This is a genomic window from Streptomyces sp. NBC_00012, from assembly GCF_045040875.1.
GTDB lineage: Bacteria > Actinomycetota > Actinomycetes > Streptomycetales > Streptomycetaceae > Streptomyces.
Genome location: NZ_CP108309.1, coordinates 6,936,317 through 6,950,409, shown reverse-complemented (window position 1 = coordinate 6,950,409; position 14,093 = coordinate 6,936,317). Strand labels below are relative to the sequence as shown.

Annotated in this window: 11 protein-coding genes and 1 tRNA gene; 7 read left to right on the top strand and 5 right to left on the bottom strand. The window is 72.4% G+C overall.

All coding sequences use genetic code 11. The features are described from left to right. Window positions 1–96: 96 nt before the first annotated feature. On the bottom strand, window positions 97–1,146 hold the full coding sequence (locus OHA19_RS31795) for an LLM class F420-dependent oxidoreductase (RefSeq protein WP_405711050.1): 1,050 nt from the start codon (window positions 1,144–1,146) through the stop codon (window positions 97–99). Between the two features lie 140 nt (window positions 1,147–1,286). Here OHA19_RS31795 and OHA19_RS31790 point away from each other — a divergent pair, with 140 nt between their 5' ends. Both OHA19_RS31790 and OHA19_RS31785 read left to right on the top strand, forming a co-directional pair. Continuing rightward, window positions 1,287–2,270 (top strand): aldo/keto reductase, encoded by a 984-nt coding sequence (locus OHA19_RS31790; protein WP_405711052.1) that lies wholly within the window; start codon window positions 1,287–1,289, stop codon window positions 2,268–2,270. Continuing rightward, the gene (locus OHA19_RS31785; RefSeq protein ID WP_405752433.1) at window positions 2,267–4,738 is read left to right on the top strand and encodes an ATP-dependent RecD-like DNA helicase; all 2,472 of its coding nucleotides are present in this window, start codon (window positions 2,267–2,269) and stop codon (window positions 4,736–4,738) included. Before OHA19_RS31790 ends, OHA19_RS31785 begins: the two co-directional genes overlap by 4 nt. A 99-nt stretch (window positions 4,739–4,837) precedes the next feature. On the opposite strand, the gene OHA19_RS31780 is transcribed toward OHA19_RS31785, so the two are convergent. Continuing rightward, a complete protein-coding gene (locus OHA19_RS31780; RefSeq protein ID WP_405711056.1) occupies window positions 4,838–5,488 on the bottom strand; it encodes a hypothetical protein in 651 nt (216 codons plus the stop codon). 47 nt (window positions 5,489–5,535) lie between these two features. Between OHA19_RS31780 and OHA19_RS31775 the strand changes: the two genes are divergently transcribed. Continuing rightward, the gene (locus OHA19_RS31775) at window positions 5,536–5,724 is read left to right on the top strand and encodes a DUF5703 family protein (RefSeq protein ID WP_030918345.1); all 189 of its coding nucleotides are present in this window, start codon (window positions 5,536–5,538) and stop codon (window positions 5,722–5,724) included. A 66-nt stretch (window positions 5,725–5,790) separates the two neighbouring features. Here the strand turns inward: OHA19_RS31775 and OHA19_RS31770 are convergent, their stop codons facing one another. The 3 genes from OHA19_RS31770 to OHA19_RS31760 all read right to left on the bottom strand — a co-directional run bounded on the left by OHA19_RS31770 (window position 5,791) and on the right by OHA19_RS31760 (window position 8,384). Next, window positions 5,791–6,522: a chaplin gene (locus OHA19_RS31770; RefSeq protein WP_405711058.1), complete on the bottom strand. Its 732-nt coding sequence runs from the start codon at window positions 6,520–6,522 to the stop codon at window positions 5,791–5,793. Window positions 6,523–6,660: 138 nt separating this feature from the next. After that, window positions 6,661–6,894, bottom strand: a complete 234-nt coding sequence (gene chpH / locus OHA19_RS31765; protein ID WP_405711060.1) for a chaplin ChpH — start codon at window positions 6,892–6,894, stop codon at window positions 6,661–6,663. Window positions 6,895–7,058: 164 nt separating this feature from the next. Continuing rightward, window positions 7,059–8,384: a M20/M25/M40 family metallo-hydrolase gene (locus OHA19_RS31760; protein WP_405711062.1), complete on the bottom strand. Its 1,326-nt coding sequence runs from the start codon at window positions 8,382–8,384 to the stop codon at window positions 7,059–7,061. Between the two features lie 184 nt (window positions 8,385–8,568). Between OHA19_RS31760 and OHA19_RS31755 the strand changes: the two genes are divergently transcribed. The 4 genes from OHA19_RS31755 to OHA19_RS31740 all read left to right on the top strand — a co-directional run bounded on the left by OHA19_RS31755 (window position 8,569) and on the right by OHA19_RS31740 (window position 14,083). Continuing rightward, a tRNA-Leu gene (locus OHA19_RS31755) sits at window positions 8,569–8,653 on the top strand. Window positions 8,654–8,827: 174 nt separating this feature from the next. Further along, window positions 8,828–11,713: a glycoside hydrolase family 2 TIM barrel-domain containing protein gene (locus tag OHA19_RS31750; protein ID WP_405752431.1), complete on the top strand. Its 2,886-nt coding sequence runs from the start codon at window positions 8,828–8,830 to the stop codon at window positions 11,711–11,713. Between the two features lie 88 nt (window positions 11,714–11,801). Then, complete coding sequence (locus tag OHA19_RS31745) at window positions 11,802–12,869, top strand: hypothetical protein (RefSeq protein WP_405752428.1); 1,068 nt, start codon at window positions 11,802–11,804, stop codon at window positions 12,867–12,869. A gap of 44 nt (window positions 12,870–12,913) precedes the next feature. Beyond that, window positions 12,914–14,083: a hypothetical protein gene (locus tag OHA19_RS31740; protein ID WP_405752425.1), complete on the top strand. Its 1,170-nt coding sequence runs from the start codon at window positions 12,914–12,916 to the stop codon at window positions 14,081–14,083. The last annotated feature ends 10 nt before the right edge of the window (window positions 14,084–14,093 follow it).

Below are 14,093 nucleotides of genomic sequence, written 5' to 3'. Positions count from 1 at the left end.
GCCCCCACCACGGCCGTAGTGCTGCTCCCGGACCCCCGGGAGGACCCCGCGACGGACGGCAGTTCGACGACAGGACCCAGCTACGGGACAGAGCCCTTAGGCGAGCCCGGAGCGCTCCAGCGCGTCCGTACCGGCCCTCAGGGCCGTGAGCCGCTCCTCCAGCGTGAATCCGGCCGGGGCGAGGGTCAGGGTCGTGACACCCGCGGCGGCGTAGGCCTGCATCCGCTCGGCGATCCGCTCGACCGGACCGAGCAGCGTGGTCTGGTCGATCAGCTGGTGCGGTACGGCGGCGGCTGCGCCGTTCTTGTCGCCGGACAGGTACTTGTCCTGGATCTCGGCGGCTTCCTTCTCGTAGCCCATGCGCTGCGCGAGCTGGTTGTAGAAGTTCTGCTTCCGGCTGCCCATGCCGCCCACGTACAGGGCGGTGTACGGACGGAACACGTCCGCGAGGCCGTTGACGTCGTCGCCGACGGCGAGCGGCAGGGTCGGGCAGACGTCGAAGCCCTCCATGGTCAGACCGGCCTTCTCCCGGCCCGCCCGCAGGTACTTCACCGCGGTGTCCTCCAGGTGCTCGGCGGAGGGGAAGATCAGCAGCGCGCCGTCGGCGATCTCGCCGGTCTGTTCCAGGTTCTTGGGGCCGATCGCGGCGATGTAGAGCGGGATGTGCTCGCGCTGCGGATGGACGGTCAGCTTGAGGGGCTTGCCCGGACCGTCCGGCAGCGGCAGCGTCCAGTGCTGTCCCTCGTACGAGAGCCGCTCGCGGGACATGGCCCTGCGGACGATCTCGACGTACTCCCGGGTGCGGGCCAGCGGCTTGTCGAACTTGACGCCGTACCAGCCTTCGGAGACCTGCGGTCCCGACACGCCGAGGCCGAGCCGGAACCGGCCGCCGGAGAGCGAGTCGAGGGTGGCGGCGGTCATCGCCGTCATGGCCGGCTGGCGAGCCGGGATCTGCATGATCGCGGAGCCGACGTCGATGGACTCGGTCCGGGCGGCGACCCAGGACAGCACGGTCGGCGCGTCGGAGCCGTACGCCTCGGCCGCCCAGCAGACGTCGTACCCGAGCCGGTCGGCCTCCTGGGCGACGGCGAGATTGTCGCCGTCCATTCCCGCGCCCCAGTAACCGAGATTGATGCCGAGCCGCATAGCCGCTCCCCTTACCGATCAGTAACGTCTCTGGGTTCCGGACTCTAGCGCGCGACGGCGCGATCCGGCAGGGGCGACTTGACGCCGCGCTGTCCACAGGCTTCCGCCGAGTGGGGTTCTGGCCAGTAATCTCAGCGCCCATGGAGCAGAGGCATCTCGGCCGCACCGGCCTTCGAGTGTCCCGGATCGGGCTCGGCACCCTCACCTGGGGCCGGGACACCGATGAGCACGACGCTGCCGAACAGCTGAAAGCCTTCTGGGAGGCGGGCGGCACGCTGGTCGACACGGCCGATGTGTACGGCGGTGGGGAGGCCGAATATCTGCTCGGGCAGCTCATCGGCGGCCTGGTGCCACGGCACGATCTGGTCATCGCGACGAAGGCCGGCAGCGTGGCCGACCCCTACCACCGGTTCGACGGATCGCGCGGGCATCTGCTGGCCGCGCTGGACGCCTCCCTGGAACGGCTCGGCACGGACCACGTGGATCTGTGGCAGATCCACGCCTTCGACCCGGTGACCCCGCTGGACGAGACGCTCCAGGCGCTGGATCTGGCGGTGTCCAGCGGGCGCGCCCGGTACGCGGGGGTGTCGAACTTCTGCGGCTGGCAGCTGGCCAAGGCAGCGACCTGGCAGCTCGCCTCGCCCGGGGTGCGCACCCGGCTGGCGAGCACGCAGATGGAGTACTCGCTGCTGCAGCGGGGGGTGGAGCGCGAGGTGCTGCCCGCCGCCCTCGATCTCGGTGTCGGGCTGCTGCCCTCCTCCCCGCTGGGTCGCGGGGTCCTCACCGGGAAGTACCGGTCGGGCACTCCGGTGGACTCGCGCGGTGCCTCGGAGCTGCTGGCCCCGTTCGTCGAGCCGTATCTCGACGATGCCGCGAGCCGCGTGGTGGACGCGGTGGCGACGGCGGCGGACGGGCTGGCCACGACGCCGCTCCAGGTGGCTCTCGCCTGGGTGCGGGACCGGCCCGGCGTGGTGGCCCCGATCGTCGGCGCGCGCAACGCGCGGCAGCTCACGGAGGCGTTGTCAGTGGAGGCGCTTAGTCTTCCTGACGAGATCTGCCAGGCGCTCGACGATGTGTCGGCGCCCGTGCACCGCTATCCCGACCAGGACTGGAGCACGCTGTGACTGCGCTTCCCCGGGGGGAAACCCCCGGCTCCCCGGCCGCCGACGACGACACCGTCGTCGCGCCGCCCTCCGCCGTGCCCGCCCCGTCCGCCGGGGACGGGACGGGGACGGACGGCGGCGCCCCCGGGCCCACCGGGGCGGGCGACACGGAGCCGGCCCCCGGGACCGGCGAACCGGCCGGAGCGACGGACGGTGGGACCGACGGCGGAACCGACGCTGCGCCGGAGGGCGAACCGGACGGAGCCAAGGACGACGTGACGGACGCGGCCGACGGCTCCGGAAGCGGGACGACGGACGACGAGCCGGCCGGAGCCACGGACGGTGGGACCGACGGCGGAACCGACGCTGCGACGGACGGTGAACCGGACGGAGCCGAGGACGACGCTGCGGGCAGCGGGCCGGACGCGGCAGGCGGGACCGGGGCGGACGCCCCCGCGCCGCTCTCCGAGGCCGAGACCGAGCTCGCCGCCCAGCGTGAGCTCCGGGAGCGGATCGAGAAGCGCAAGGCCGAGAAGGACGGCCCCATCGCCGCCGGGGGGAAGCTGAGCGGCAAGGCGGCCGACCTGTTGGCGGCCGTACGGGCGGTGGAGAGCGGCGAGCAGTCCGCCACCTCGTTCTTCGACTCGCCCGCACCCGCCGCCCCCCGCCGGACCGCGCCCGAGCCCGCTCCGGTCCGCCCCCGCGCCCCCGAACCGGTGCGGGCGCCGCAGAGCGCCTCGCCGGAGGCCGTCGCCACGACCGCCGCCGTGCTGGCCGAGGGCGGGGCTCCGGCCGCGCTGGCGGGACCGGCGGCCGAGGCCCTCGGGGCACATGCGGCCGAGGTCCTGCGCGCGGACCCCTGGCAGCTGCTGGCCGTGCCGGGAGTCAGGCCCGAGCAGGCGGACGGGTTCGCGCGTGCCCTGATCGGTGCCGAGTGCGGTCCGGACGACGGGCGGCGGACCGCCGCCCTGGTCGGCTGGCTGCTGGAGCGGGCCGCGCTCCGGGGCCACACCGCGCTGGACGCGTCGGAGGTACGGGCCGCGCTCGCCGAGCGTTCGGTGACCGATCCCGGCGCGGCCGTGCAGCACGCCATCGCCGAGGGAGTCGTCCTGGTCTTCCAGGACGACGAGGAGGACGAGCAGGACCACGGCGAGCAGGGGGCCGGGGCAGCCGTGGAACCCGGCGAGGACTCCGGCGCGAGCACCGAGCCTGCCGGGCAGGAGCCGGTGCAGGTGCTGCTGGGCCTCGACCGCTACGCACTCGCCGAGGAGAGCCTCGCCGACGGCCTGGCCCGGCTGGTCAACGCTTGCGAGAAGGACGCCGACTGGACGCAGGCGGCCTCGGCCGCGAGCTCTCCCTCCGCTGCCGAGCTCATCCGTGCGGTCGCGGCACACGGCCTCGTGGCACACACCGGTGGCGAGGCCGCCCGGGCCGAGCCCGCCGCCCTGATCACCGCGGCCCGCGCCCTCGGGCTGCGCGCCCTGGGCACCACCCACAGCTCCGACGGCAGGCGCCGGCTGGCCGCGGCGACCGGCGCCCCGGAGACGGCCGTCACCCTCGCCGGTCTGCTCTCGGGCGAGCAGGGCCCGGGGCGCGACGAGGAGGGGGCCGTCGCCGTCGACCTGCTCGTCGTGCTGGACGCCCCGCAGCTGGACGTGGAGACCGCCGCCATCCTGGTCGAGTCGCTGGCCGACGGCACCCGCCTGGTGCTCAGCGGCGATCCCGGTGTGCTGGGATCGGCCGGTGCGGGGCGGGTGTTCGCGGATGTGCTGGCGGCCCGCGCGTGCCCGCAGATCGTCTCCCGTACGCCCGATCCGGGACCGATCGGCGAGCTGGTCTCCGGCATCGGCATCGGCGAGCTGAACCAGGTCGAGGCACCCGGCAAGGAGGTGGTGATCGTCCCCGTGCGCGATGCGGGCGAGGCGGTGCACCGCACCGTGCAGCTGGTGGCCGACTCGGTGCCGCGCGCCATCGGCGTACCGTCGTCCGACACCCAGGTGATCACCGTCGGCCACGGCGGCTCGGCGGGCACCCGGGCGCTGAACGCGGCGCTGAAGCAGCGGCTCAATCCCGGACCCGGCCGGTTCGGCGGCTTCGACCCGGGCGACCGCGTCGTCCACATCCCGGCGCCCGGCAGGGCCGAGCCCGCGGTGGTCGTCTCGGCGGACGCCGAGGGCCTGCATCTGGACTGCGCGGGCACGGAGGTCGTCGTGGCCCAGGAGCGGGTGGAGTCCTCCGTGCGCCATGGCTGGGCCCTCAGCGCCCACCAGGCGGCCGGAACGAGGTGGCCCGCGGTGGTCGTCGTGCTGCCGGGCGACGCGGCGCAGGGGCTGAGCCGCTCCTGGGTGTACACCGCCTTCAGCCGCGGCGAGCGGCATCTGTCCGTGGTGCACGGAGTGGATCAGGCGCTCCCGCGCGCGGTCGCCCAGCCGCCGTCCCAGGACCGCACGACGCGGCTGCGCCCCCTGCTGGAGACCCCGCCCCGCTGACCGGGCCCCGGGAACACCCGGGCCGGACGGGCGGGCTCGGCGCCGAGCCCGCCCGTCCGGCCGACGGATCACAGACTGTCCGCCGCCGGGCGGCTCGGGTCAGACAGGGTCCAGGCGGGCCGGTTCCTCGTCCGGCTCGTCCTCGTCGAAGACGGCGCTGACGTCGAAGCGGCAGACCACCAGTTGCGGATCCGCGTCGTCGAACGGCGCGCCGAGCCACTCCCCCGCCTCGGGGAGCTCCTCGGCAGCCGTGACCCAGAGCGTGGAGTCCCCCTCCTCCAGCCCGAACTCCGTGTGCCGGGAAGCGATCTCGTCGGGTTCGTACTCCCCGAAGAGCACACCGAGCGCCGCGTGGACGCTGGAGCCGACCACCGCGGCGCTGCCACCGCGTTCGTCCGGGTCGAGGTCGGCGATCCGCTGGGCCTGAGCGAGCAGCCTCGGCGGCTCCACCACCGCGTAGTCGCGCCGGATCAGCACACTGAGTGCGTTCGGCTCCTCGGGGCCGGTGTACGGCGGCAGCGAATCCTCCCCACCCGGGATCTCGAAGGGAGTGACTTCGTCGTATCGGTCGTAGAGCAGCTCGTCGTAGAACTCGGCGGCAGCGGCCAGTGCGTTGAACGCGTCATAGACGGCCACGTCGTCGTCCCCGGTCCGGCGTTCGACGGCCGCGAGGTGGTGGTCGAGCGCGGCTTTGACCGCCTCGGCGGCGGCGCGTACCTCGGCAGCCGTGGGCTGCGCAGCATCAGACATAGTGCAGACGCTATCCGTACACGGGCTCTGCCCGCACAATAGATGCGATGCCGGAATACGAATTTGTCGATGTGTACGTACCGCGCGGGGTGTCCCGGAAGGAGACCGCCCGTCTGCTGACCGACCATGCCGAGTACGGTCACTGGGAGTTGGACCGACTGACGCTGCGTCGCGACGGCAGCCGGAGGGTGCGCCTGCGGCGGCGGATCATCCGCCAGCTCCGGGCCACCTGGTAAGCCGGAGCGGGCCCGGCATCCGCGGGCCCGCTCCCTTCGTCCTGCTCGCGTCGCCGTGCCGGTCCGCTAGGCGGAGGCCCGGGCGCGGCGGTAGAGCACCGTGCCCGCACCCGCCAGCAACAGGCCCGCGCTCGCCGGGATCAGCAGGTCGAGCCCGCCCGCTCCGGTGTGTGCGAGCTGTGCGACGTTCTGGGTCCCGGGCACGTTCGGTACGGTCCGCGGTCCGGGAGCCGGGGGTTCGGTGACCGGGGTGACCGGGGGCGGGGTGCCGATGGGCGGCGTGACGGCGTCCGGGCCGTTTTCGCAGTCGTTGCCGAAGGTTGGGTTGAGCAGACCGCCGATGGTGATGCTGTTCCCACAGGCGTTCACGGGGATGTCGATGGGCGCCTGGATGCTGTTGCCGGACAACACCCCCGGCGAGCCCGTCGCGACGCCCTGGGCCGTCGCCCCGCCGCCGATCGGGGCCCGGTGCTTGCCCGTACCGGGCCGGCTCGCCTGGGTGAGGTCGCCGGAGACGTGGCTGCCGGAGACGTGCTTGCCCTGGGAGTCGTCCTGCGAACCGTTTCCGCAGGTGTTTCCGAACGCCGGGTTGAGCAGCGCCACGACGTCCACGGAATTGCCGCACACGTTGACCGGCACGTGGACCGGAATCTGTACCGAATTCCCTGACAGCACCCCCGGGGAATTCGCCGCCTCGCCGGACGCTCCCGCGTCCGCGTGTGCGTAGCCGCCGCTCAGCGCGAGCGCACCGCCCGCTGCCGCCATGGTGATCAGGCCTTTGCGCGTGACCTGTCGCATAACTTGTTTCCTGCCTTCTGCCTTCCGGAAAACCCCCGGACTTGACCGTGCGGGGGCCGAGTACCCAGCGGCCCCGGAGTGCGTGGTGCGCACTCCGGGGCCGACCGGATTCAAACCCTTGCGGGTTGACGCACGACGTCAGGCGTTGGTGCAGGTGTTGCCGAAGGCGGGGTTCAGCAGCCCGATCACGGAGACCGTGTTGCCGCACACGTTCACCGGCACGTGGATGGGCACCTGGATGTTGTTGCCCGAGAGCACGCCGGGACTGCCGACTGCGGCGCCCTGGGCACCGGAGTCCGCGACGGCCATGCCCGCACCCGCGAGCACCAGACCACCAGTGACAGCCGCAGCAGCGACGACCTTCTTGATCATTATTCCTCCTAGTTGGCAATGCGGTCCCAGCCGCGGACCGCATCACCTGTAACGAGGAAGAGGTAATCGAGCTACGAGCGTACGGCCCCTTTCACTCGTTCCGGTCAAATGCGCACACGCTGACGATTGTTGGTGCGGGAAGTCGGCGGAAATCCGGCAAGGCGTCAGGAGTTGTCGATGAAACGGTCGAGCACCCGCACCCCGAACTTCAGACCGTCCACCGGCACACGCTCGTCGACACCGTGGAACATGCCCGCGAAGTCGAGCTCCGGGGGCAGCTTCAGCGGGGCGAATCCGAAGCAGCGGATACCCAGGTCGTCGAAGGACTTGGCGTCGGTGCCGCCGGAGAGCATGTATGGCACGGCACGGGCGATCGGGTCCTCCGCCTTCAGGGCGATCTGCATCGCGTCGACGAGCGAGCCGTCGAAGCTGGTCTCCAGCGCCTTGTCGCCGTGCACGTCCTCGCGCTTCACACGCGGGCCGAGGATCCGGTCCAGATCGGCCAGGAACTCGTCCTCGAAGCCGGGCAGGAAACGGCCGTCGACATGGGCGACGGCCTGGCCGGGGATGACGTTCACCTTGTAACCGGCGCCCAGCATGGTGGGAGCGGCGGAGTTGCGGAGCGTGGCGCCGACCATCTTGGCGATGCCGCCCAGCTTGGCGAGCGTGGCCTCCATGTCCTCCGGGTCGAGCGGGGTGCCGAGCGCGTCGGACAGCTCGTCCAGGAAGGACCGTACGGTCTTGGTCACCCGGACCGGCCACTTGTGCCGCCCGAGCCGCCCGACCGCCTCGCAGAGCTCGGTGATCGCGTTGTCGTCGTTGGTCATCGAGCCGTGGCCGGCGGTGCCGTCCACGGTGAGCCGCATCCAGTGCATGCCCTTCTGGGCCGTCTCGACGAGGTAGAGCCGCAGCTTCTCGTTCACCGTGAAGGAGAAGCCGCCGACCTCGCCGATCGCCTCGGTGACCCCCTCGAAGAGGTCGGGGTGCTTGTCCACGAGGTACCGCGCACCGTACGTGCCGCCCGCCTCCTCGTCCGCGAGGAAGGCCAGCACGATGTCGCGCGGGGGCTTGCGGCCGCTGCGCATCCGGTCGCGGACGACCGCGAGGGTCATCGCGTCCATGTCCTTCATGTCGACCGCACCGCGGCCCCACACGCAGCCGTCCGCGACCTCGCCCGAGAACGGGTGGTGCGTCCAGTCGTGGGCATTGGCCGGAACCACGTCGGTGTGACCGTGGATGAGCAGCGCGGGCCTGGACGGGTCCTCGCCCTCGATCCGCGCCACGGTCGAGGCGCGGCCCTTGTGGGACTCGAAGATCTGCGGCTCCAGCCCGACCTCGGCGAGCTTCTCGGCGACGTACTCGGCCGCGCCCCGCTCCCCCGGTCCCGAATGGTCCCCGTAGTTGCTGGTGTCGATCCGGATCAGCTCACGACAGAGGTCCACGACCTCGTCCTCGCCGGAGCCGGTCCGAGCCGTGTTGGTCTCGCTCACGCTGCTTCCTTCCACCGTCGCTGGGGTGCTCCCCCTCATCCTCCCGCGCCCGGCCCGCACACCCAAGGGCACCCAGCCCTCGTCGTGCGCCCTTCACACGGTCCGGGGCGTGATCGAGCACCCCCGAATGTTTGCTATTGTTTTCCACGTCGGAACGGGCCGGAGCCCGCGAGACAAACACCCGGTCCGGGTGGCGGAATGGCAGACGCGCTAGCTTGAGGTGCTAGTGCCCTTTATCGGGCGTGGGGGTTCAAGTCCCCCCTCGGACACAGAGCACGTGCCGGTCAGGAGCGATCCTGACCGGCACTTCTGCGTTGCGCCGACGCGGTCACGCGGGGGCCGGGCAGGGGCCCGCGGTCGGACACCCTTGTTGCATCGGTTCATCAGTCGCTAGCGTCCGGAGCGCCGGCCGCACGGAGGGCCTTCACCGAGCGAGGAGTCCCATGAACCGCACACATCCCCCTGCCCTGCCCTGGTACGAGGACATCGGTCCCGGATCGGGCGGGCTGGAGCCGCGGGCCTGGTACGCGGGGTCGGACGCCGGGCGGATGTCGCTGAACGGGGAGTGGCTGTTCCGGCTCTCGCCGGGCGCCGACGGCCTGGACGAGTCGTTCGCGCGTCCCGGGTTCGACGCCTCGGGGTGGGCGACGGTCGCGGTTCCCGGGCACTGGGTGCTCCAGCGGGCCGGTGGGGCTCCCGCGTACACGAACGTGGTGTACCCCTTCCCGGTCGATCCGCCGAGGGTGCCGGACGAGAACCCGACCGGTGATCATCTGCGGAGCTTCGATCTGCCGGCCGGGTGGCCCGGGGACGGGGAGGTGGTGCTCCGTTTCGACGGGGTGGAGTCCTGCGCCCGGGTCTGGCTCAACGGCCGGGAGCTGGGCGATTTCAAGGGATCACGGCTGCCGCACGAGTTCGCCGTCGGCGGGCTGCTGCGGCCCGAGGGCAATGTGCTGGCCGTGCGGGTGCACCAGTGGTCGTCGGGGAGCTATCTGGAGGACCAGGACCAGTGGTGGCTGCCCGGGATCTTCCGGGACGTGACCCTGCTGGAGCGGCCGCGGGGTGCGCCCCGGGACTTCTTCGTGCACGCCGGGTACGACCACCGCGACGGGTCCGGGACCCTGCGGGTGGAGTGCGAGGGGACCGACGGGCGGGTCCTCGTGCCCGAGCTGGGGATCGATGTCGCGACGGGTGAGGCGGTGACCCTCGCGGTCGAGCCGTGGACGGCCGAGACGCCCCGGCTGTACGACGGGGAGCTGGTGACCTCCGGTGAACGGATCGGGCTGCGGGTGGGGTTCCGGAGTGTCGTGGTCGAGGACGGGCTCGTCCGGGTCAACGGGCGGCGGGTGCTGTTCCGAGGGGTGAACCGGCACGAGTTCCACCCGGAGACCGGGCGGACCGTGGACGCGGCGACCATGCGGCGCGACCTGGTGCTGATGAAGCGGCACAACATCAACGCCGTGCGGACCAGCCACTACCCGCCGCATCCCGCCTTTCTCGATCTCTGCGACGAGCTGGGGCTCTGGGTGATCGACGAATGCGATCTGGAGACGCACGGCTTCGCCGGCCTGGAGTGGCGCGGCAACCCGGTGGACGACGGGCGGTGGACCCCGGCGCTGCTCGACCGCGCCGCGCGGATGGTGGAGCGCGACAAGAACCACGCCTCGGTGATCATCTGGTCGCTCGGCAACGAGTGCGGGACGGGGCGCGGGCTCAGCGCGATGGCCGGGTGGATCCGGGCGCGCGATCCTGAGCGGCTGGTGCACTACGAGGGCGATCTCTCCTGCCGGGACGTCGACCTGTACTCGCGGATGTACCCGACGCACGCCGAGGTCGAGCTGATCGGCCGCCGGGCGGAAGAGCCGTTGCCCGACCCGGAGGCGGACGCGCGACGGCGTGCGATGCCGTTCCTGATGTGCGAGTACGCGCATGCGATGGGCAACGGTCCGGGCGGACTCTCCGAGTACCAGCGGCTGTTCGAGCGGTACGAGCGCTGTCAGGGCGGATTCGTCTGGGAGTGGATCGATCACGGCATCGCGCACCCCGAGCACGGCTTCGCCTACGGCGGGGACTTCGGCGAGGAGCTGCACGACGGGAACTTCGTCTGCGACGGGCTACTCTTCCCCGACCGCACTCCCTCCCCCGGGCTGATCGAGTACAAGAAGGTCATCGAGCCGGTACGGGTCGAGCTGCTGGGCGGTGCGGACTCGGTCCGGATCACCAACGGGTACGACTTCGCGGGAACGGCCCACCTGGACTTCGAGTGGTCGCACGAGGTGGACGGGGTGCCCGCCGGATCGGGCACGCTCGACGTGCCGGAGCTCGAACCCGGCGCGTCGGCCGAGGTGCGGCTGGTGATGGACGGCGCCGGGGTGTGGACCGTACGGGCGGTGCTGGCCCGGGACACCGCCTGGGGCGAGCGCGGACACGTGGTGGCGTGGGGGCAGGCGGAGACGGGCGCGGCCGTCTCTCCCGCCGCCGCGGTGGGTGCGCGGCCGGAGCGGGGCGAGGCGCTGATCACGCTCGGGCCCGGGGTCTTCGACGCGGCGACCGGGGCTCCGGTTCGGCTGGGCGCGGTGCCGATGGAGGGGCTGCGGCTGGATGTCTGGCGGGCCCCGACCGACAACGACAACGGTGCGGCGTGGCAGCCGGACGAGCGGTACGGGGAGCGGTGGCGGGAGTCGGGGCTGCACCGGATGCGGCACCGGGTCGACGCGGTCGAGGCCGGCGAGGACGCCCTGGTCGTACGGACCAGGGTGGCGCCGGCCGGGGACGGACTGGGGCTGCGTGCCGCGTACCGGTGGACGGCCGACGGGGAGCGGCTGGGGCTGACCGTTTCCGTGGTGCCGGAGGGCGAGTGTCGGGTGCCGCTGCCCCGGCTGGGCATCCGGTTCGGGCTGCCCGCCTCGTACGACGCGGTGCGCTGGTTCGGCGGCGGGCCCGGAGAGGCGTACCCGGACACCCGGGCCGCATCGGTGCTCGGCCGGTGGCGGATGTCCGTGGACGAGATGCAGACGCCGTACGTGCGGCCCCAGGAGAACGGCGCGCGGGCCGACGTCCGGTGGGCGGAGCTGACGGACGGCAGCGGGACGGGCGTACGGGCCGAGGGAGGTGCGCCGTTCTGGTTCAGCGCGCGGCGGTGGACGAGCGAGCAGCTCGATGCGGCCGGGCACGTACCGGAGTTGCGGGCCGGCGGGACCGTCTGGGTCAATCTGGACCACGCGGTGCAGGGGATCGGTTCGCAGTCGTGCGGGCCGGGGGTGCTGCCGGAGTACCGGCTCGACGCGCGGGCCGCGGAGTTCTCCTTCGTGTTCTCGCCGCTGGCCTGAGCGCGGGGGCGGGGCCCGGTCCGAGCCCCGGGGCGACGACGTACCATCGGGGCTTTGCGCGATCTTGGTACTTCGCAGGGGGAACGTGATGGGCGGCAGGCGCGGGCGGCGCGGGGCGGTACTGGCCGGGACGGTCGCGGGGGCGGTGCTCGCCTCCGGCATCGGGCTGTGGGCGACGGACAGTTGGACGTTCCGGGACAGTTACTGCTGGGGGGCGTGGGAGCAGGGCAGCGGTGCCGCCTTCCTCGGTGAGGACGGGCTCGCCAAGTCCGGCTCGCAGCGGCGTTCCACGGAGACCGCGCCGCCCTCGGCCGGCCGCCACCGGGCCAGTTGTACGGTCACGGTGACCTCCACGGTTGCGGACGACGACTCGGACGAGCCGCTCAGGTTCAAGGAGCAGGTCACCGTCGAGTACGGTCCGGTTCCTTCCGGGGCCGAGGAACACCGTGCCTGGATAGGCCGGTACTTCGACGGGTCCGCCTCCCGGCTGCCCGACGGGCTCGACGGGCTGGTCTCCGGTGACCGGGCCATGCTGGTCCTGCCCAGTGCCTGCGATGTGGACGGCCGGCCGTCCACGGTGACCATCCGGAGCGAGAGCACCGGCGACGGCCATCTGGGCAAGCTCGCCATGCCGTTCACGATCGGCAGCCGGTCCGATGTCACCCGGATGCTGCTGGACGCCGCGAACACCGGTATGCGCGAGGCCGGTTGCGCTCCGGGCGAGCCGTTGGACATGACGTCGCCCTTCGTCACGGTCGCCGAGGGCGAGGAGTCCGCCGGAAAGCCGCTGTGCCGGATCCCCGGTGTGACCTTCGGGTTCGGCCCGGGCTCCAGGTACCGGCAGCAGGTGGGGGTGGTCGACGAACGGCTCCAGACCTGTTCGGTGGTGTGGAAATCGCCGGGGATGCCCGACGAACCGGCGGCGCAGTACGTGATGGTGGGCGACTCGCGCATGGCGGCGCTGTTCGCGGGGCTGCCCGAGGGCGCCGGCAACGGGCTCGTGCGTACCGAGTGCGACGGGCGGCAGACCGTGTTCTACGGGAACGTCCAGTCCGGGCTGGAGGGTTCGGGGCGGCCCCACGACCGGCAGGTGTTCACGAACTTCACCGAGTCCGTGGGCAAGCGCATCGGATGCGGGGGCGGTGAGGGCGCGTGAACGGCAAGGAGACCGGAGCGACGGAAGAGAACGGGGCAGCGACTGTGGACACGAACGGGAACGGGAACGGCGATGGGGCCACGGTTGCTGAGGAGCGGGCCCCGGAGCCCGTCCCCGACCGCGTTCCGGCGCTGCGGCGTCTGCTGCGCAGCCGTACCGCCCGTGCCGTCACCGCCGCCGGGCTGGCCGGCGCGCTCCTGGGCGCCGGTGCGGTGGCCTGGCGGACCGACACGCTTCCGCTGGCCGGTCCCGCACCCTGTTGGGACTCGCTCGCGGACGCGACCATGTCGGACCTCTTCGGCGACCGCAGGACCGAGGTCGAGGAGCAGTCGCTGCAGGCCGGTCCGGGCGACTGGAAGGCCATGTACGGGCAGTGCCGCATCACCAGTTACAAGGACGACGCGGCCCGCCGTCAGGTGACCCTGCGGGTGCACCAGCTGGACGGGCTGCGGGGCACCGACGCGCACGAGTGGCCGCGGGAGTACCTCGCGGCCGGTCTGGTGCCGCTCGGCGACGGGCTGCCAGGCATGACCTCGGCCTCGCGGGCCTGGCTGGCGCTGCCGCAGAGCTGTACCGGACGCGACGAGTTCACCGGCCCCACGGTGGTGGACATCGCGATGGGCCCGGCCGGGCTCGAAGGCTCGGCGGAGTACGACCGGGAGGACCGGGCGGCACTGACCCGTGCGCTGGTGGAGGCCACCAACGGGGTCATCCGTGAATTCGGCTGCTCGGGCACCTATCGGACGCCCCATGACCTGCCCTCGCTCGTGACGGAGCAGGACACGCGGGCCGACGCCTTCTGCAGCGTCAAGGGGCTCACCCTTCCCGCGGCGTACCGCGAGGAGCTGGCCCGGACGCGTGTCGGCGGCGGCGATGGCGGGCCCGCCCGGGTCTGCGAGGTCGGTGACGCCTCCTCCCCGTCGCTGCGGATGACGACGGTGACGGACGCGGCGCTGAGCGAGATCTTCCACCGGGACGTACTCAAGTCCGGTCTGCCCGTCAAGGGCCCCAAGGGCTACGGCAAGCTCAACGGGGGGCGGGCGCTCTACCGGGCGTCCTGCCAGACCGGTCACGTGGTCTTCATGGTGGAACAGTTCGAACGGACGGACGACGGCGGTTTCGGCCTCACCCGGGAACTACTGCCCGGCTATGTCGCCGCCGAGGCCGAGCGCATCGGCTGCGGTCCGGAGAAGGTGACGCTGCCGGACTCGTGACGGCGCCGGC

What these genes read in the sequence shown, in the direction of transcription:
- OHA19_RS31795 (WP_405711050.1), bottom strand. Translation starts at nt 1,146, where the DNA reads ATGCGGCTCGGCATCAATCTCGGTTACTGGGGCGCGGGAATGGACGGC.
- OHA19_RS31790 (WP_405711052.1), top strand. Translation starts at nt 1,287, where the DNA reads ATGGAGCAGAGGCATCTCGGCCGCACCGGCCTTCGAGTGTCCCGGATC.
- OHA19_RS31780 (WP_405711056.1), bottom strand. Translation starts at nt 5,488, where the DNA reads ATGTCTGATGCTGCGCAGCCCACGGCTGCCGAGGTACGCGCCGCCGCC.
- OHA19_RS31775 (WP_030918345.1), top strand. Translation starts at nt 5,536, where the DNA reads ATGCCGGAATACGAATTTGTCGATGTGTACGTACCGCGCGGGGTGTCC.
- OHA19_RS31770 (WP_405711058.1), bottom strand. Translation starts at nt 6,522, where the DNA reads ATGCGACAGGTCACGCGCAAAGGCCTGATCACCATGGCGGCAGCGGGC.
- chpH (WP_405711060.1), bottom strand. Translation starts at nt 6,894, where the DNA reads ATGATCAAGAAGGTCGTCGCTGCTGCGGCTGTCACTGGTGGTCTGGTG.
- OHA19_RS31750 (WP_405752431.1), top strand. Translation starts at nt 8,828, where the DNA reads ATGAACCGCACACATCCCCCTGCCCTGCCCTGGTACGAGGACATCGGT.
- OHA19_RS31745 (WP_405752428.1), top strand. Translation starts at nt 11,802, where the DNA reads ATGGGCGGCAGGCGCGGGCGGCGCGGGGCGGTACTGGCCGGGACGGTC.